The sequence below is a fragment of the Sphingomonas sp. 2SG genome, from assembly GCF_005503285.1.
Taxonomy (GTDB): domain Bacteria; phylum Pseudomonadota; class Alphaproteobacteria; order Sphingomonadales; family Sphingomonadaceae; genus Sphingomonas; species Sphingomonas taxi.
On the sequence record NZ_SCMZ01000067.1, the window covers coordinates 1 to 16,403 of the forward strand.

The window sequence follows — 16,403 nt, forward strand, 5'->3', positions numbered from 1 at the left end:
GCGCAACTTCGTGCTCCAGATGCGCGCCGGGCGCTTCCACGGCTTCGTCGTCCGCCGCGGCGACGGCGTCGTCGGCTATGTCGACCGCTGCCCGCATGCCGGCGTGCCGCTGGCGCAGACGCTGGACGATTATCTGACCCCCGCCGGCGATCTGATCGCGTGCAGCTGGCACGGCGCGCTGTTCACGCTCGACGAGGGGCTGTGCGTCGGCGGCCCGTGCCTCGGCCAGCGGCTCGGCGCGTGGCCGGTCGCGGTGGTCGACGGGGTCGTCACGACCGCCTGACAAATCGCCCGCCGCTGCTACACTCCGCCGCTGGCGCGGGGGTTGAGGAGGCACTGAGATGATCGGCGGGACACGCTGGAGCCTGGCGGGTTTGATCGGGGCGTCGGCGCTCGGCGCGGGCGGGATCGGCCTGTCGCTCTATTCCGAGCGGGTGGCACGCGCGGCGGAGCGGCTGGTGCCGCAGGACGGCCGCCACCTTCAGGTCGAGGGCGCCCGGCTCCATTACGTCGACCGCGGCAGCGGGCCGGCGATCGTCATGGTCCACGGCCTCGGCGGGCAAATGCGCAACTTCAGCTACGGCATGCTCGCGCCGCTGGCCGCCGACCATCGCGTCATCCTGGTCGACCGGCCGGGTTCGGGCTATTCGGTCGCCGACGACGGGGGCGAGCCCGGCATCGCCGCACAGGCGGCGATCCTCGGCCGGTTCATCGACCTGCTCGGCATCGAGCGGCCGCTGGTCGTCGGCCATTCGCTGGGCGGTGCGCTGGCGCTGTCGCTCGCCATCCAGCGGCCCGAACTGGTCCGTGGCCTCGCGCTGATCGCCCCGCTCACCCAGCCGCAGGACGACGTCCCCGAGGCGTTCAAGGGACTGGCGGCGATCCCGCCGGGGGTGCGCCGGCTGTTCGCGCAGACGATCGCGACGCCGCTCAGCCGACTGACCGCCGAGCGGACGCTGGCGGCGGTGTTCGCGCCGGAGGCGCCGCCCGCCGACTTCGTCACCCGCGGCGGCGGCGTCTTGTCGCAGCGACCCGCCAATATCGCCGCCGCCGCCGCCGACCTCGCCGCCGCGGCGCAGGAGATCGAGGGGATCGCGGCGCACTATCCGTCGCTGACGGTACCGACCGCGATCCTGTTCGGCCGCGACGACGCGATCCTCGACTCGGTCCGCCATGGCGAGCGCACCGCGGCGATCATTCCGGGCGCGCGGATCGCGATCGTGCCGGGTGGCCATATGATCCCGATCACCGCGCCGGAGGCGACCGCCCGGTTCGTGCGCGAGGCCTCCGCCAATTGTGGCTGAATTGGGGCAACGTGGACAAGATGAACACCTGAACGGAAACGATCGTGGATCATCGTTTCCGTTTTTGTGGTGATGTGCGGGGCCGGGCTGAGCGCCATCGTCCGTACTCCCGCCAAGGTGAGGCGTTTTGCAGAGTTCGCTCGGACGCTAAACCTTCCGTGTTCCTGCGGGCGCAGGAACCCAGGGTCATGCAGAACAACAGCTGACGGCGTCCGGAACCCTGGGCTCCCGCCTTCGCGGGAGCACTGGAGAGGCTTGGGAAGGTCGCGCGTTTGCAGAAGCCGGATGGGAGGCAGCCGTCGACCCGGCAGGCGATGCGACTCGACGGTGAGAAAGAGCGGGCGAAGCCTAGCATGCGCCGTTTCGTGTAGGACAGCGCCGACGCCGCCGCGGCATCACACCGGGGTCAGTTCCGCAGCGTAGCGGCGGGCGTTGGCGACATAAGTCGCGGCGGACAGGCGCAGGCCGGCGATCTCCGCCGCGGTCAGCGGGCGGACGAGGCGGGCGGGTGCGCCGACGATCAGCGATCCGTCGGGGAAGACCTTGCCCTCGGTGACCAGGGCGTTGGCGCCGACGATCGAATCCGCGCCGATCACCGCGCGGTTGAGCAAGGTCGCGCCCATCCCGATCAGGCTGCGGTCGCCGACGCTGGCGCCGTGGACGATGGCGTGGTGGCCGACGGTGACCTCGCGACCGATCGTCGTCGGTACGCCGGGATCGGCATGGATCATCGCGCCGTCCTGGATATTGCTCTCGTCGCCGACGGTGATCGGGTCGTTGTCGCCGCGCAGCACCGCGCCGAACCACACCGAGGCGCGGGCGCCGAGCACGACCCGGCCGATCACCTGCGCCCCCGGCGCGACATAGGCCGCCTCGCCCAGCTGCGGTGCGACGTCACCCAATGCGTAACAGGCCATCGATCGCCTCCCCGCCGCGGTCGGTGCGACACGGCTTGTGCCCGATGCGATAATGGCACATCATCGCCCGCGTCCAGTCCAGCAAGGCCGTGACAGCGGCCTCTGGTAGCGTTAGCAGTACGAGTCGTACGGGACGGATCGCCAAGGGTGGCGGCCGCCGGGCCGGACAGCGACGTAGCGGCTTGATTTCGGAATTGCGCGGGTTATGCCCTGCTGCGTCTACGGGAGCGACGAACACGATGGGTGCCGGGTTACGCGACGATTTCACTTTTTCGGGTTCGGACGCCGCTAGCAAGACGTTCGCCGGCCTGCCGGTGCCGCCGGTGATCGACGGACAGGATCCCGAGGCCGCCGCGCTTGCGTCGCTGGCGTCGAGCATCGCCGCCGCGCGCCGCAAGCTCGGCACGCATCTGGAAGCCTCGCTGTTCGCCAATCCGGGGCTCGACATCATGCTGTTCCTGTTCGCCGAGGGTATCAACGGCGCGACGGTGACGACCAACGCCTGCTGCGCCGCCGCCGGCGTGCCGCGCACCACCGCGCTGCGCTGGATCAAGCTGCTGCAGGACCGCGGACTGGTCGACGGCAGCGACGACGTCAGCGACCGCCGCGTGACGATGCTGGCGCTGAGCCCGCAGGGCCGCACGACGATCCGCACCTGGCTCGGCGAGATCGCCGCGCTGCCGCTGCGCGGGATCGAACAGCGGTAACCAGCGCGTGTAGCTGTCTCCGCGGTGATATCGGAGCAGCACAGTGTTCCTGCGAAAGCAGGAACCCAGGGCCAAGCAGAATCACGGCTGATGGCGTTCGCGACTCCTGGGCTCCTGCGTTCGCAGGAGCACTGGTGGAGTGTCGCGGAACGTTCGCAGGAGCAGGGCGCCAGTTGGGGACGCTCGCTCCGGATCACCGGGCGTTCCGGACCGCCCCCTTATCCCGCGATGACGATCGGGTAGCGGAGGCGGAGGTCGTCGGCGATGCGTTCGATCGTGTCGTTCTCGCCGGCCGCGCCGGTCGGCGTCACCGACCAGTTGCAATGCGGATGCGTCGCCGGGTCGTAGAGGCGGATCTCGCCGAGCACCAGGCGCCAGCGGCGACGGTTGCCGCCGGCCAGCTTCACCAGCGTCGAGAGGAACAGGTCGTGGAGCATGGCGCTGGTCATGCCGCCCGCCCTAGCCGGCTGCGCCGGCGAGGAAAAGCGCCGGGGCAAGGCGCGGCAGCGCCACCACCAAGCACGGCTTTGTTGCGTTGCCGCAACGGGCGTCGCAGGGAGGGCGCATGGCGCATTCCTCCGACGCGCGCGCGGGCCTGTTCTACGGCATCGGCGCCTATACCCTGTGGGGGCTGCTGCCCCTGTACCTGCATCTGCTGACCGCGGTGCCGCCGGCGCAGGTGCTGGCCAACCGCATCCTGTGGTCGCTGCTGCTGCTGCTCGCGATCGTCGCGGCGACGCGGCGGCTGCGGCCGCTGGTCGCGGCGGCGCGCGGGCGGGTGCTGGCGATGCTGGTGGCGAGCGCGGCGCTGATCGGGATCAACTGGTTCGTCTATATCTGGTCGGTGACCAACGCGCATCTGGTGGAGGCGAGCCTCGGCTATTTCATCAACCCGCTGCTCAACGTCGCGCTCGGCATGCTGCTGCTCGGCGAGCGGCTCAACCGGTTGCAGGTGGCGGCGGTGGGCGTGGCGGCGCTGGGCGTCGCGATCTTCGCCGCGGGCGGCGGCGGGGCCTTGTGGGTGTCGCTGGTGCTGGCGCTGAGCTTCGGCTTCTACGGGCTGATCCGCAAGGTGGCGGCGATCGACGCGCTCGGCGGGCTGACGATGGAGACGCTGATCCTCGCGCCGTTCGCGCTCGTCGTGCTGGTGCAGGCGAACCAGGGCGGCACGGCGGCGTTCGGGCACGACCGGACGCTCGACCTGCTGCTGGTGCTCGCCGGGCCGGTGACCGCGGCGCCGCTGCTGCTGTTCGCCGCGGGCGCGCGGCGGCTGCGCTACACGACGGTCGGGCTGCTCCAGTTCATCGCGCCGACGTTGCAATTCCTGCTGGCGGTGCTGGTCTATCGCGAGCCGGTCCGCGCGACGCAGCTCGCCACCTTCGCGCTGATCTGGCTCGGCTGCGGCCTGTATGCGTGGAGCAGCATCCGCGCGGCGCGAGCGCTGCCCGCCTAGCGGCGGACGTCGAGGCCGCCGGCGAGATAGGCGTCGATATCGGCCTGGCGGAACAGCGCGGCGTCGCCGGGCAGCGAATGTTTGAGCGCGGTGAGCGCGAGGCCGGTCGCCGCCGCGGCACCGATGTCGCCGCCGCGGCGCAGCGCGTGCAGCACGCCGCTGGCGAAGGCGTCGCCGCCGCCGATCCGGTCGACGATGCCGGCGAGCGTCACCTCCCCGGTCTGGGCGTGGCCGTCGCGGGTGTCGACGCGCGCCGAGATGCGGTGGAGGTCGACGTTCTCGACATGGCGCGCGGTCGAGGCGATCGTGCGCAATTTGGGAAAAGCGGCGAAGGCGGCCTCGGCGGCGTCGCGGCGGCGATCCTCGCCGTCATGGCCCGCGAAGTCCCGGTCGAGCAGCAGCGCGATGTCGCGGTGGTTGCCGAAGAGGAGGTCGGCATGCTCGACCAGTTGCGTCAGGATGGCGCGGGGATCGCCGTCCCAGCGCTCCCACAATTTGGCGCGGTAATTGCCGTCGAACGAGATCGGGATGCCGCGCGCGGCGGCGGCGCGGACGGCGGCGATCGCGCTCTCCGCCGGCACCGGGCCGAGCGCAGGGGTGATGCCGGAGAGGTGGAACCAGTCGACACCATCGAGCAGCGCGTCCCAGTCCCATGCCGACACCGGCGCCGCCGCGAAGCTGGAATAAGCGCGGTCGTAGATCACCTCGGTGGCGCGCAGGCCGGCGCCCGAGGTGACGAAATAGAGACCCATCCGCTCGCCGGAGCGCGCGATCCGGCGGGTGTCGACGCCGTGGCCGCGCAGCGTCGCGATCGCCGAGCGGCCGAGGTCGTTGTCGGGGACGATGCTGGCGAGCGCGACGTCATGGTCGAGCCGGGCGAGCGCAGTGGCGACATTCGCCTCGGCGCCGGCGACCCAGACGTCGAACTTGGGCGTCTGCAACAGCAATTCGCGGCCCGGGGGCGACAGGCGCAGCATGATCTCGCCGAATGCCAGGAATGTCATGCGCGCCTCCTCAGCGATCGATGCGATAGGCGCGGCGGACGAGGCCGCTGGTCAGCTCCTGCGCCAGCTCCGCCGCCTCCCAGTCGGCGAGGCGATGCTCGGCGACGAGGCGGGCGAGGAAGCCGCAGTCGATCCGCCGCGCGACGTCGTGCCGCGCCGGGATCGACAGGAAGGCGCGGGTGTCGTCGTTGAAGCCGACGGTGTTGTAGAAGCCCGCAGTCTCGGTGGTCATCTCGCGGAAGCGGCGCATGCCTTCGGGGCTGTCGTGGAACCACCAGGCGGGGCCGAGCTTGAGGCAGGGATAATGGCCGGCGAGCGGCGCCAGCTCGCGGGCGTAGACGCTCTCGTCGAGCGTGAAGAGGATGATCGATAGGTCGGTCGAGGTGCCGAACCGGTCGAGCAGCGGCTTGAGCGCATGGACGTAATCGGTGCGGCCGGGAATGTCGGCGCCCTTGTCGCGGCCGTGACTGGCGAACAGGCCGGCATTGTGGTTGCGGACGCTGCCGGGATGGATCTGCATCACCATGCCGTCCTCGACGCTCATCCCCGCCATCTCGGTGAGCATTTGCGCGCGGAACAGCTCGGCGTCGGCGGGGGTCCAGCCGCCGCCGGTGATGCGCGCGAACAGCGCCTCGCATTCCGCGGCGGAGAGGTTGGCGGTGGCGGCGGTGGGGTGGCCGTGGTCGGTGGCGGTGGCACCGGCGGCGCGGAAGTCGGCGCGGCGCTTGCGGTGCGCGGCGAGATAGCCCTGCCAGCTGTAGACGTCCTCGCCGGTCAGTTCGCCGAAGCGGCGCAGCGCACCGGCGAATTGCTCGTGCTCGACGTCGATGACGCCGTCGGGGCGGTAGGTGGTGACGACGCGGCCGGTCCAGCCGCTCGCGCGGATGCGGTGGTGCGCGTCGAGGCTGTCGTGCGCGCCCTCGGTGGTGGCGAGGAAGTCGATGCGGAACCGGTCGAACAGCGCGCGCGGGCGGAAGGCGTCGGTCGCCAGTCTCTCGGCGATCGCATCGTAATAGAGATCGGCAGTGGCGGGCTCGAAGGCGACGGTCATGCCGAACACGTCGGCGAAGACGTGGTCGAGCCACATCCGCGACGGCGTGCCGCGGAACAGATGATAATGATCGGCGAGCAGCCGCCACGCGGCGCGGCGGTCGGCGGTCGCCGTGCCGTCAGCACGCGGGATCGCCAGCGCGTCGAGGTCGATGCCCTGGCTGTAGAGCATGCGGAACAGATAATGGTCGGGGGCGAGCAGCAGCGTCGTCGCGTCGGTCCATGGCCGGTCGTCGGCGAACCAGATCGGGTCGGTATGGCCGTGCGGGCTGACGATCGGGAGATCGGCGATTTCCGCATAGAGCGTGCGCGCGATGCCGCGCGTCGTCGGGTCGGCGGGGAAGAGCCGGTCGGGGTGCAATTCCAGGCTGCGGGTCATGCGCTGTCCTCTCGCGTTGCGCGGGTGGTAACCGGTGTCAGGATGGGGTGCAACCGTGGTTCGGGTGAGGGCTCGGCCGTCCTCCCCTCCGTCAGCGCTGTGCGCTGCCACCTCCCCCTGGCGGGGGAGGAATGGCCGGCGGCGCGGCGACCGAGGCGCGGTGGATGAGGGTCGAGGGGAAATGCGCCGGCTGCTCGTCGTCCCCGGCGATCAGCTTGCGGGCGGCGGCGTGCGCCATTGCGGTGCTCGGCCAGTGGACCGTCGTCAGCGGCGGCCAGAGGTGGGCGGCGATCGGGGTGTCGTCGAAGCCGATGATCGACAGATCGTCGGGGACGACGAGGCCTCGGCGGCGCGCGGCGTGGAGGACGCCGGCGGCCATTTCGTCGTTGGCGGCGAAGATCGCGGTTGGGCGCGGGTCCGCGTCGAGCAGGCGTTCGGCCGCCGCCAGCCCCGATTCGAACGTATATTGGCCCGCGGCGACGAGATCGTCGGGCAGATCGAGGCCCGCGGCGGCGAGCGCGGCGTCGAAGCCGGCGCGGCGTTCGTGCGCCGAGCGGAACCCCGCGGGGCCGCCGACGAAACCGATGCGGCGGTGGCCGCGCGCGACCAGATGGGCGGCGGCCTCGTGCACCGCGGAGCGATCGTCGGAGGCGACCATCTGCGCGGGCGCGTCGAGCATCGCCGAGCCCATCCGCACGTAGCGGCAGCCGATCGCCGCGCAGAGCCGGGCGACGCCGTCGTCCTCGCTGATCGGCGGCATCAGCAGCACCCCGAACAGGCGCTGGCGTTCGAGGAAATGGCGCAGATCGTCGAGCATCGTCGGCGAGGCGCGATCGACCGGACGGACGACCAGTTCGAATTCGGTGCCGCGCAGGCCCGCGAGCAGGCCGTGCTGGACGTTCATCACCGTCTGCGCATTGGGATTGTCGTGGACGAGGCCGATCAGGAAGTTGCGGCGCAACGCCAGCGCGCGTGCCTGCGGATTGGGGATATAGCCGAGGTCGCCGATCACTTGCTCGACCCGCGCGCGGGTCTCGGCGTGGAGCAGCGGCGAGCGGTTGATGACGCGGCTCACCGTCTTCTTCGATACGCCGGCGATCCGGGCCACGTCGTTGATCGTCGGCTGGCCTGAGATGCGCATGACGACGACGATAGCCGCCCACCCGCGGCTCCGCCAGCGCGCTGATGACACCGGTAGACAACCACCGCGCACAGCGGCAAGACACCGATCCGCACCACCGAGGGACGACGCTAGTGACCCGATTGACCCGCAGCATGCTCGACCGGCTGCCCGCCGCCGCTTCCGGTCCGATCGGCCGGCCGCTGCGCGAGGTCGGTTCCGGGGTCGGTATCGTCCATTTCGGCCCCGGCGCCTTCCACCGCGCGCATCAGGCGGCCTATATCGACACGGTGTTGCAGCACGATCCGCGCTGGGGAATCGCGGCGGTGTCGATGCGCAGCCGCGGCACGGTCGAGGCGCTGGAGCAGCAGGACGGCCTGTACACGCTGGCGATCCGCGACGCCGAGCCGGCGATGCGGGTGATCGGTGCGCATCGCCGCTTCCTCGCCCCCGATGCTGCGGCGGAGACGCATGCGCTGCTCGCCGATCCGGCGGTGACGCTGGTGACGACGACGGTGACCGAAAAGGGCTATTGCCTCGCCGGCGACGGCACGCTCGACCTCGGCCATACCGATATCGTCCACGATCTCGCCGGCGCCGCGGTGCCGCGCAGCGTGATTGGCTGGATCGTCGCCGGGCTCGCCGCGCGACGCGAGGCGGGGCTGCGGCCGTTCGTGCCGATGCCGTGCGACAATCTCGCCAGCAACGGCGCCAAGCTGCATGCGGCGCTGGTCGCCTTCGCGCGGGTCGGCGATGCGGGCCTCGCCGACTGGATCGCGGGCGAGGTGCGGGTGCCGTCGACGATGGTCGATTCGATCACCCCCGCGTCGGACGAGGCGCTGTATGCGGCGGTCGCGGCGACGATCGGGCTGGAGGATCGCGCCGCCGTCCAGCGCGAGCGGTTCGCGCAATGGGTGATCGAGGATGTCGGCGTGCCGCTCGGCCCCGACCTCGTCGGCGCGGGCGCGACGCTGACCGGCGATGTCGCCGGTTACGAGAAAGCCAAGTTGCGCATCCTCAACGGCGCGCATTCGACGCTCGCCTATCTCGGGCTGCTGCGCGGCCATGCCAGCGTCGCCGAGGCGATGGCCGATGCCGCGCTCGCCGGCTTCGTCGACGCGATGATCCGGCGCGACATCGTGCCGATGCTGCCGGCGGTGGCGGGGCTCGACCTCGACGCCTATCGCCGCGCGGTGCTGGCGCGGTTCCGCAATACGGCGATCGTCCACCGGCTCGACCAGATCGCCACCGACGGATCGCAGAAGCTGCCCTATCGCCTCGGCGACACGCTCGCCGCGCATCGCGCGGACGGACGGATGCCGGCGCATGTCGTCGCAGCGCTGGGCGGCTGGGTCGCGTTCCTGATCGTGCGCGCGCAAGCAGGGGTCGCTATCGCCGATCCCGCCGGCGCGCAGCTCGCCGCCGCGGCGCGCGATGCCGATCCGGCGACGGTGGTGGCCCGCCTCGCCGAGGCGGGGCTCGGCCTGCCGCCGCAGGTCGCCGGCGATCCGCCGCTGCTCGCCGCGATCGCGGCGGCGGCGACCGCAGCGCATGCGCGGCGCTGGGACGCGCTGCTGACCGGCAATGATTCCTAACGCAAAGCCGCTAGTATGAATGGACCCGGGCTTCGGCTTCGCGCGTCTGATGCGAGAAGCCGGCAGCCGCCGGCGCAACTCCATCCGGAGGGTCCCCCTTGGCCGCTTCCTTCGTGCGTCATCTCGAACCGACGCTGCTCCCCGATCCCAAGCGCACCGTCATCCGCCCGTTCCTGCCCGAGGATCCCGATCCGTTCCGCGTCGAGGGGGCGCCGCGCGGCGACCGGATCGTCGAGCGGATGCTGGCGATGTCCGATGCGGAGATCGAGGAGCTGGTCGCGGTCGTCGTCGAGGGGCTGGGATCGCGGCATCGCGAGATCCCCGGACTGTTGCTGCGCCGCTTCGACGAGGTCGCCGAGCCGCTGAAGCTCGATGCCGGACTGTCGGAATCGCGCAGGATGCTGGTCGGCGCCTATTTCAGCGCCGAATATTCGTTCGAGGCGGCGGCGCTGTTCAACCCGAGCATCGTGCCGCATCCCGACCAGAGCGGCTGCGCCGAGGGCGCGATCCGCTTCGTGCTGTCGCTGCGCGGCATCGGCGAGGGGCATCTGTCGTCGGTCACCTTCCGCACCGGCACCTGGGGTCCGGCGGACGACGACCTCGTTATCGACACGCCCAGCCGGCAGGGCGTGCCGCCGGTGATCGAGGAGCCGTCGATCGAACTGGTCCGCGAGATCGGCGCCAAGGCGCTCGTCCAGCTCAATTGCCGCGATGCGCGCGAGCCGTCGGAGACGGTGCTGTTCCCGGTCGTCGAGAGCCAGAACCGCGGCATCGAGGATCTGCGCCTCGCCCATTTCTGCGACGAGGACGGGCGCGAGACCTATATCGGCACCTATACCGCGGTCGGCGGCCAGGGCGCGCGGCAGGAGGTGTTGCAGACCGACGATTTCCGCCTGTTCCACATGCACCCCGTCGACGGCGCGGTGGCGAGCGGCAAGGGCATGGCGCTGTTCCCGCGCAAGATCGACGGCCAGTTCGCCGCGCTGTTCCGCCACGACAACGAGAATCTGTGGTTCGCCAAGAGCGACACGCCGCTCGCCTGGCCCGATCCGGTGCGGATCATGACGCCGGAATATCCGTGGGAGTTCATCCAGATCGGCAATTGCGGCTCGCCGATCGAGATCGAAGAGGGCTGGCTGGTGCTGACCCATGGCGTGGGCATGGTGCGCAGCTATTGTATCGGCGCCGCGCTGCTCGACCGCGACGATCCGACCAAGGTGCTGGGGCGGCTGCCCGAACCGCTGATCGCGCCGGACGGCGAGACGTGGGACGGCTATGTGCCCAACGTCGTCTATTCATGCGGCGCGCTGGTGCGCGGGCGGACGCTGCTGCTGCCCTATGCGCTCGCCGACGACATGACGAGCTTCGCGATCGCCTCGCTCGACGAACTGGTCGCGGCGATGCGGTGAGTCCAAATCCTCCCCCGCCAGGGGGACGTGGCGCGCCAAAGGCGTGACGGAGGGGGAGGACGGGGAGACGCTCGAGCACCTGGCTCCCATCCTTTCCTCCCCCTCCGTCAGCGCGTCGCGCTGCCACCTCCCCCTGGCGGGGGAGGATTTAAGAGTTGGCCCACACCGTCAGCAGCGTGTGCGCGATCGCGTACGGCGGCGGCGGCAGGAACGGGCCGGGCTCGCCGGCGAGCACCGCGCGGACCATGTCGCGCGGGACCCACATCGCATCCTCCAGCTCGTTGGTGTCGAGCGTGATCGCATCGTCCTCCGCCTCGCCGATACAGGCGATCATCAGCGACGAGGGGAAAGGCCAGGGCTGGCTGGCGACGTAGCGGACGTTGCCGACGCGGACGCCGGCTTCCTCGTGGATCTCGCGGGCGACCGCCTCCTCGATCGATTCGGCGGGTTCGAGGAAACCGGCGAGCGCCGAATAGCGGCCCTCCGGCCAGCCCTTGCCGCGGCCGAGCAGGGCGCGGCCGTCATGTTCGGCGATCATGATGACGACGGGGTCGACGCGCGGGAAATGTTCGGTGCCGCAGGCGTCGCATTGCCGCCCCCAGCCGGCGCGGAACGGATGCGTGGTCGATCCGCAGCGCGCGCAGAAGCGGTGGCGGGCGTGCCAGTCGAGCAGGCTGCGCGCCGCGGCATAGGTCGCCGCCTCGCCGGGCTGCAACGCGGCGAGCACCGCCATCAACGCCGGCGAGCGCATCGCCGGCGCGGTCCCCTCGGTCCCCGCGGGCGGGACGACGACGACATGCGCGCGGCCGGCGCCGTCGAGACCGAGCAGGATCGTCTCCGCCCCCTCGGGCACCGCGGCGAGCGAGGTCCAGGCGAGCAGGCCGTCGGCGGTGACCTCCGGCATCAGCCCGTCGAGCGCGAGCACGCGGGCGTTGCCGTCGAGCTTGGCGGCGAGCGCGACGGGATCGTGGCGCAGCGCATCGGCACGGTCGAGCGTGCCGCCGGTGAAGCCGGGGGTCATCGGCGATACCGTGCCATGTCGGCGGCGAAGGCGGCGACCGCCTGCTGGCGCAGCGGCCAGCGATCGGCAGGGAAGTAATTGACCATGATCGTACCACGTACCTTCTTCACGGGATCGACGAAGGCGACCGTGCCCGCGGCGCCGCCCCAGCCATAGGTGCCCTTCGACGGCATGCCGCCCGGCCCGTCGGCGAGATAGACCGAGCCGCCCGCGCCATAGCCCATCGGCGTTGCCCGCGCGGTCGCGCCACCGGTCGCGCCGCCGACCCCGCCGAAGGTCACGCCGGCGGGGAGCAGGTTGGACATGGCGAGCCGTACCGTCTCGGGCTTCATGATCCGCACGCCGTCGAGCGTGCCTTCGTCGGCGAGCATGTGGAGGAAACGATCATAGTCGCGCGCCGACATCACCAGCCCGGCGCCGCCATAGGGGAAGCTCGGCGGCTGGAGATAGACCGAGGTCGCGGCGGGATCGAGCGGCACCAGCGCATCGCCGGTGAAGGCATAATTGGTCGCGAGCCGGCGTGCCTGCGACCGCGGCACCGTCCAGAAGCTCGACGTCATCCGCAGCGGCGCGAAAATGCGCGTGTCGACGAAGCGGTCGAACGGCATGCCGCCGGCGACCTCGATCACCCGGCCCATGACGTCGAGGCCGACCGAATAATTCCACGCCGTCCCCGGCTGCGCGATCAGCGGCGCCTGCGCGACCCGGTCGGCGAATGCGGCGAGCGTCGGCGCGCGGGTGCGGCGCATCGCCGGTTCGACGCTGGCGCTGACCTCGGCGGGGAGGATGCCGAGCCGTTCATATTCCTTGAGCAGCGCGCCTTTGGCGATGATGTTGTAGGTGAGGCCCGAAGTGTGCGTCAGCAACATGCGGATCGTGATCGGCCGTTCCGCGGGCACGCTGGCGAGGCTCGTCTCCGGGCTGGTCGCGACCCTCATCGTCGCGAAGGCGGGGATATATTTGGCAACGGGGTCGTCGAGGCCGATCTTGCCCTCCTCGATCAGGATCATCGCCGCCATCGCGGTGACCGGCTTGGTCATCGAATAGACCCGCCACAGGCTGTCCGGCGTCGCCGGCGCGGCCTCCGCCTCGGTCGAGAGCCGGCCCGCCTGGACGAACCAAGTCGGCCGGTCGCCGACGCCGAACGCCGCGACGATGCCGGGCATCTTGCCGTCGCGGACATAAGCATCGAACAGCGCCTGCGTCTGCGGCAGCGCGGCGGTCTGCGTCGTCGGGGCGGGCGGTTGCAGCGCCTTCCCGCCGATCGCGGCGGTGGTGGCCAAGGCGACGAGGGCCAGTCCGGCGATCATGTTGCGCTTCATCCGTCTCTCCTCAGCACCGCCGCCGCGGCCTTGGCGAACACCGTCGGCAGGCCGGCGCGGTCGAGCTCCGCGATCGGCCACCATTCGCCCGCCTGATGCGCGTCCGTCCCGGCGACGGCAAGCGCCAGTTGCAGGTCGAAATGGGTGAAGCCATGCGCCACCGTCGCGTTGCGCATCTCCCAGTCGGCGGCGAGCGGCGCATCGGCGAGACCCGGCGGCGCCTCGACCCACGGGCCGGTCGGCAGCGCGCGCATCCCGCCGAGCAATCCCCTGTCCGGCCGGGTGACGAGCAGCACGCTGCCGTCACGTTCGACCCAGAAGATCGTGCCATGGCGTTGCGGCTTGGCCTTCTTCTTCGCCTTGACCGGCAGCGCCTCGGGCGCGCCCTCGCGCACGCCGAGACATTCCGGTTCGAGCGGGCAGAGCAGGCAGGATGGTGCCTTCGGCGTGCAGATGCCCGAGCCGAGGTCCATCATCGCCTGCGCGAAGTCGCCGGCGCGGTCGTCGGGGGTGATCCGGTCGGCGGCGGCGCGGATCGCGACGCGAGCGCCGGGCAAAGGCGTGCGGATCGCGAACAGCCGCGCGACGACGCGCTCGACATTGGCATCGACCACCACCGCGCGCTTGCCGAAGGCGATCGCCGCCACCGCCGCGGCGGTATAGGCGCCGAGTCCCGGCAGCGTGCGCAACACCGCCTCGTCCTGCGGGAAGACGCCGCCGTGATCGGCGACCACCGCCTTCGCCGCGGCGACCAGATTGCGCGCGCGGGCATAATAACCGAGTCCCGCCCAGGCGGCCATGACCTCGGCATCGTCGGCGGCGGCGAGGCTGGCGAAATCGGGCCAGCGCGCCACCCACGCCGCGAATCGCGGCCGCACCGCGGCGACCGTCGTCTGCTGCAGCATCACCTCCGACAGCCAGACGCGATAGGGATCGGGCGTTGCGCCGGGCAGCGCGCGCCATGGCAAGGCGCGGCGATGGCGATCGTACCAGACGAGCAGCGCCGGGGAGATCGCCGCGGGGTCGGGATAAGAGCGAGTAGCGTCCACGACTTGGCTATGGCATGGGACCGCCGATGAGCAAGCGCGTCCGCGCCCCCGATGTCGAGCCCCCCCGCCAGAACCGCGCCCGCGCGGTCAGCGAATTGCTGCCCGCGATCCATGGCGCCGCCTTCAAGCGATTCGGCTTCGTGCAGAGCGCGCTGGTGACGCGCTGGCCGGAGATCGTCGGCACCCGCTGGGCCGCCGCCTCCGCACCCGAATCGCTGCGCTTCCCGCCGGGCAAGAAGGCCGAGGGCGTGCTGACGATCGTCGTGCGCGGTGCGCATGCGCCGATGATGCAGCATATCGCGCCCGAGATCGTCGAGCGGGTCAACCGCTTCTTCGGTTATGCCGCGGTGGCGCGGCTGACGATCCGCCAGGGCGAGGTCGCCAAGCCGATGCCGCGCAGCGCGCCGACGGCGCTCAAGCCCGCCCCCGCCGAGATCGGCGACGGGCTGAAGGCGATCGCCGATCCCGAATTGCGCGCGGTGCTCGAATCGCTCGCCGCCGGGGTCCACGCCACCCGCGGCATCCCCAAGATAGGATGAGCCCTGTCATGCCCCACCGCCTGCGCTTCGTTCCCGCCGTCGCCTTGCTGCTCGCCGCCGCGCCGGCGACCGACTGGAGCCAGGTCGCCCGGCCGACCGCCAAGGGCGCCTATGTTTTCGGCAACCCCGCCGCGCCGATCAAGCTGGTCGAATATGGCAGCTACACCTGTTCGCATTGCGCCGATTTCGCCAATGAGAGCGCACCGGTGCTCAAGGGGCAGATGATCCGCTCGGGCAAGGTCAGCCTCGAATATCGCCATCTGATCCGCGATCCGGCCGATCTCGGCGCGGCGATCCTCGCGCGGTGTGCGGGGCCACACGGCTTCGGCGCGGCGCATGCGATGATCTTCGCGACGCAGGCGACGTGGCTGCCCAAATTGGGCACGTACCAGCAGGCGCATCCCGACATCGACGCCAAGCCGCTGCTCGACCAGGCGCGCGCCTATATGGAGGCCGCCGGGCTGACCGCGGCGATGCGCGCGCGCGGGCTGACGCCGGCGAGGATCAACGCCTGTTTCGCCGACAAGGCCGAAGTGGCGCGGATCACCGCGATGACCGGCGACGCGCCGGTCGAGGTGCGCAGCACGCCGACCTTCTACCTCAACGGCGAACTCCAGCCGCCCGCCGGCTGGGACAAGCTCGAACCCGTCCTGCGCGCCAAGGGCGCGAAATAAGTGGCCAGATATATGGAGCGTAACCCGATGAAAATGCTTGCGTCGCTTCTCGTCCTCCCGCTGGCACTGGCCGGCTGCTCAAAGGAGGCGGGAACGCCGACCGCACCCGCCAGCCCCGCCGCGGCGGTCGCCGCACCCGCCGGGCAGAGCTGGACCGAGACCGCGGCGCGCACCGCCGAGGGGACGATCGTCGGCAATCCCAACGCGCCGATCAAGCTGGTCGAATATGGCTCGCGCCTGTGCCCGACCTGCGGCGCGCTCGCGCGCGAAGGCTTCGCGCCGCTGCTCGACAAATATGTGAAGACCGGCAAGGTCAGCTTCGAATATCGCGAGTTCCTGGTCCACGGCGCGCCCGATCTGCCGCCGGCGCTGCTCGGCAATTGCACCGATCCTTCGACCTTCTTCCCGATCCTCGAGCAGATGTATCAGGCGCAGGAGGGCTTCAACACCAAGCTGCAGGCGATGCCGCAGCCGATGCAGCAGCAATTGCAGACCGCCAAGCCGGTCGACGCGATCCGCATCATGGCCGAGCAGATGGGGCTGGTCGACTTCGCCAAGCAGCGCGGCATCCCCGAGGCCAAGGCGCGCGCCTGCCTCGCCGACATGAAGCAGATCGACCGCTGGACCAAGCAGACGCAGGACAAGAGCGCCGACGGCACCGTCACCGGCACGCCGACACTGATCCTCAACGGCAAGAAGATCGACGCGCTGAGCTGGGGCCAGCTTGAGCCGTTGCTGAAGGCGGCGGGGGCTTAAATCTCGCGCGGCGGCGCGGAGTGGTGGGTTCACGCGGGAAGAAGGATTTTGCGCGCAGAGGCGCAGAGACGCAGAGGGGTCATGCCCGGCGCGTAGCGCCCCTC

17 protein-coding genes are annotated in these 16,403 nt (G+C 70.9%); 9 read left to right on the plus strand and 8 right to left on the minus strand.

All coding sequences use genetic code 11. The annotated features are described in order from the left end of the window. Nucleotides 1-283: Rieske (2Fe-2S) protein (locus FFS23_RS18280; RefSeq protein WP_249340752.1), on the plus strand; the 283-nt coding region annotated here is incomplete at its 5' end. 58 nt (nt 284-341) lie between these two features. Then, nucleotides 342-1,304, plus strand: coding sequence for an alpha/beta fold hydrolase (locus FFS23_RS18285; protein ID WP_137899722.1), 963 nt, complete (start codon nt 342-344; stop codon nt 1,302-1,304). A 395-nt stretch (nt 1,305-1,699) separates the two neighbouring features. On the opposite strand, the gene FFS23_RS18290 is transcribed toward FFS23_RS18285, so the two are convergent. After that, complete coding sequence (locus FFS23_RS18290; RefSeq protein ID WP_137899723.1) at nt 1,700-2,221, minus strand: gamma carbonic anhydrase family protein; 522 nt, start codon at nt 2,219-2,221, stop codon at nt 1,700-1,702. Between the two features lie 239 nt (nt 2,222-2,460). On the opposite strand from FFS23_RS18290, the gene FFS23_RS18295 reads away from it, so the two are divergent. Next, the gene (locus tag FFS23_RS18295; RefSeq protein WP_245640743.1) at nt 2,461-2,928 is read left to right on the plus strand and encodes a helix-turn-helix domain-containing protein; all 468 of its coding nucleotides are present in this window, start codon (nt 2,461-2,463) and stop codon (nt 2,926-2,928) included. Between the two features lie 218 nt (nt 2,929-3,146). On the opposite strand, the gene FFS23_RS18300 is transcribed toward FFS23_RS18295, so the two are convergent. Then, complete coding sequence (locus tag FFS23_RS18300; protein ID WP_137899724.1) at nt 3,147-3,377, minus strand: hypothetical protein; 231 nt, start codon at nt 3,375-3,377, stop codon at nt 3,147-3,149. A 116-nt stretch (nt 3,378-3,493) separates the two neighbouring features. On the opposite strand from FFS23_RS18300, the gene rarD reads away from it, so the two are divergent. Beyond that, entirely contained in the window at nt 3,494-4,381 is an 888-nt protein-coding gene (gene rarD / locus FFS23_RS18305) for an EamA family transporter RarD (RefSeq protein WP_038664946.1), read from the plus strand. On the opposite strand, the gene FFS23_RS18310 is transcribed toward rarD, so the two are convergent. From FFS23_RS18310 to FFS23_RS18320, 3 genes are all read right to left on the minus strand, one after another. Beyond that, nucleotides 4,378-5,385 (minus strand): sugar kinase, encoded by a 1,008-nt coding sequence (locus tag FFS23_RS18310; RefSeq protein ID WP_137899725.1) that lies wholly within the window; start codon nt 5,383-5,385, stop codon nt 4,378-4,380. The genes rarD and FFS23_RS18310 overlap by 4 nt on opposite strands. Nucleotides 5,386-5,395: 10 nt before the next feature. Then, entirely contained in the window at nt 5,396-6,814 is a 1,419-nt protein-coding gene (uxaC, locus tag FFS23_RS18315) for a glucuronate isomerase (protein WP_137899726.1), read from the minus strand. 91 nt (nt 6,815-6,905) lie between these two features. Continuing rightward, nucleotides 6,906-7,955 carry a LacI family DNA-binding transcriptional regulator gene (locus FFS23_RS18320; protein ID WP_137899727.1) on the minus strand — a complete coding sequence of 350 codons (1,050 nt, stop codon included), beginning with the start codon at nt 7,953-7,955 and terminating at the stop codon, nt 6,906-6,908. Between the two features lie 113 nt (nt 7,956-8,068). Here FFS23_RS18320 and FFS23_RS18325 point away from each other — a divergent pair, with 113 nt between their 5' ends. Next, on the plus strand, nt 8,069-9,529 hold the full coding sequence (locus FFS23_RS18325) for a mannitol dehydrogenase family protein (RefSeq protein ID WP_249340753.1): 1,461 nt from the start codon (nt 8,069-8,071) through the stop codon (nt 9,527-9,529). A 98-nt stretch (nt 9,530-9,627) separates the two neighbouring features. Next, nucleotides 9,628-10,938, plus strand: a complete 1,311-nt coding sequence (locus FFS23_RS18330) for a glycoside hydrolase family 130 protein (protein ID WP_137899728.1) — start codon at nt 9,628-9,630, stop codon at nt 10,936-10,938. A 148-nt stretch (nt 10,939-11,086) separates the two neighbouring features. Here the strand turns inward: FFS23_RS18330 and nudC are convergent, their stop codons facing one another. From nudC to FFS23_RS18345, 3 genes are read right to left on the minus strand one after another with little or no spacing between them, the layout of a single operon-like run. Further along, nucleotides 11,087-11,959 (minus strand): NAD(+) diphosphatase, encoded by an 873-nt coding sequence (nudC, locus tag FFS23_RS18335; protein ID WP_038664931.1) that lies wholly within the window; start codon nt 11,957-11,959, stop codon nt 11,087-11,089. Beyond that, nucleotides 11,956-13,281: a serine hydrolase domain-containing protein gene (locus FFS23_RS18340; RefSeq protein ID WP_137899729.1), complete on the minus strand. Its 1,326-nt coding sequence runs from the start codon at nt 13,279-13,281 to the stop codon at nt 11,956-11,958. The genes nudC and FFS23_RS18340 overlap by 4 nt, the downstream gene beginning before the upstream one ends. Further along, entirely contained in the window at nt 13,278-14,330 is a 1,053-nt protein-coding gene (locus tag FFS23_RS18345) for an A/G-specific adenine glycosylase (protein ID WP_137899730.1), read from the minus strand. Before FFS23_RS18345 ends, FFS23_RS18340 begins: the two co-directional genes overlap by 4 nt. 14 nt (nt 14,331-14,344) lie before the next feature. On the opposite strand from FFS23_RS18345, the gene FFS23_RS18350 reads away from it, so the two are divergent. The 3 genes from FFS23_RS18350 to FFS23_RS18360 are packed head-to-tail and all read left to right on the plus strand — an operon-like array spanning nt 14,345 to nt 16,299. Continuing rightward, nucleotides 14,345-14,869 carry a DUF721 domain-containing protein gene (locus FFS23_RS18350; RefSeq protein ID WP_038664925.1) on the plus strand — a complete coding sequence of 175 codons (525 nt, stop codon included), beginning with the start codon at nt 14,345-14,347 and terminating at the stop codon, nt 14,867-14,869. An 8-nt stretch (nt 14,870-14,877) separates the two neighbouring features. Continuing rightward, nucleotides 14,878-15,543, plus strand: coding sequence for a DsbA family protein (locus tag FFS23_RS18355; protein ID WP_137899731.1), 666 nt, complete (start codon nt 14,878-14,880; stop codon nt 15,541-15,543). 27 nt (nt 15,544-15,570) lie between these two features. After that, complete coding sequence (locus tag FFS23_RS18360) at nt 15,571-16,299, plus strand: thioredoxin domain-containing protein (protein ID WP_137899732.1); 729 nt, start codon at nt 15,571-15,573, stop codon at nt 16,297-16,299. Nucleotides 16,300-16,403 lie beyond the last annotated feature (104 nt).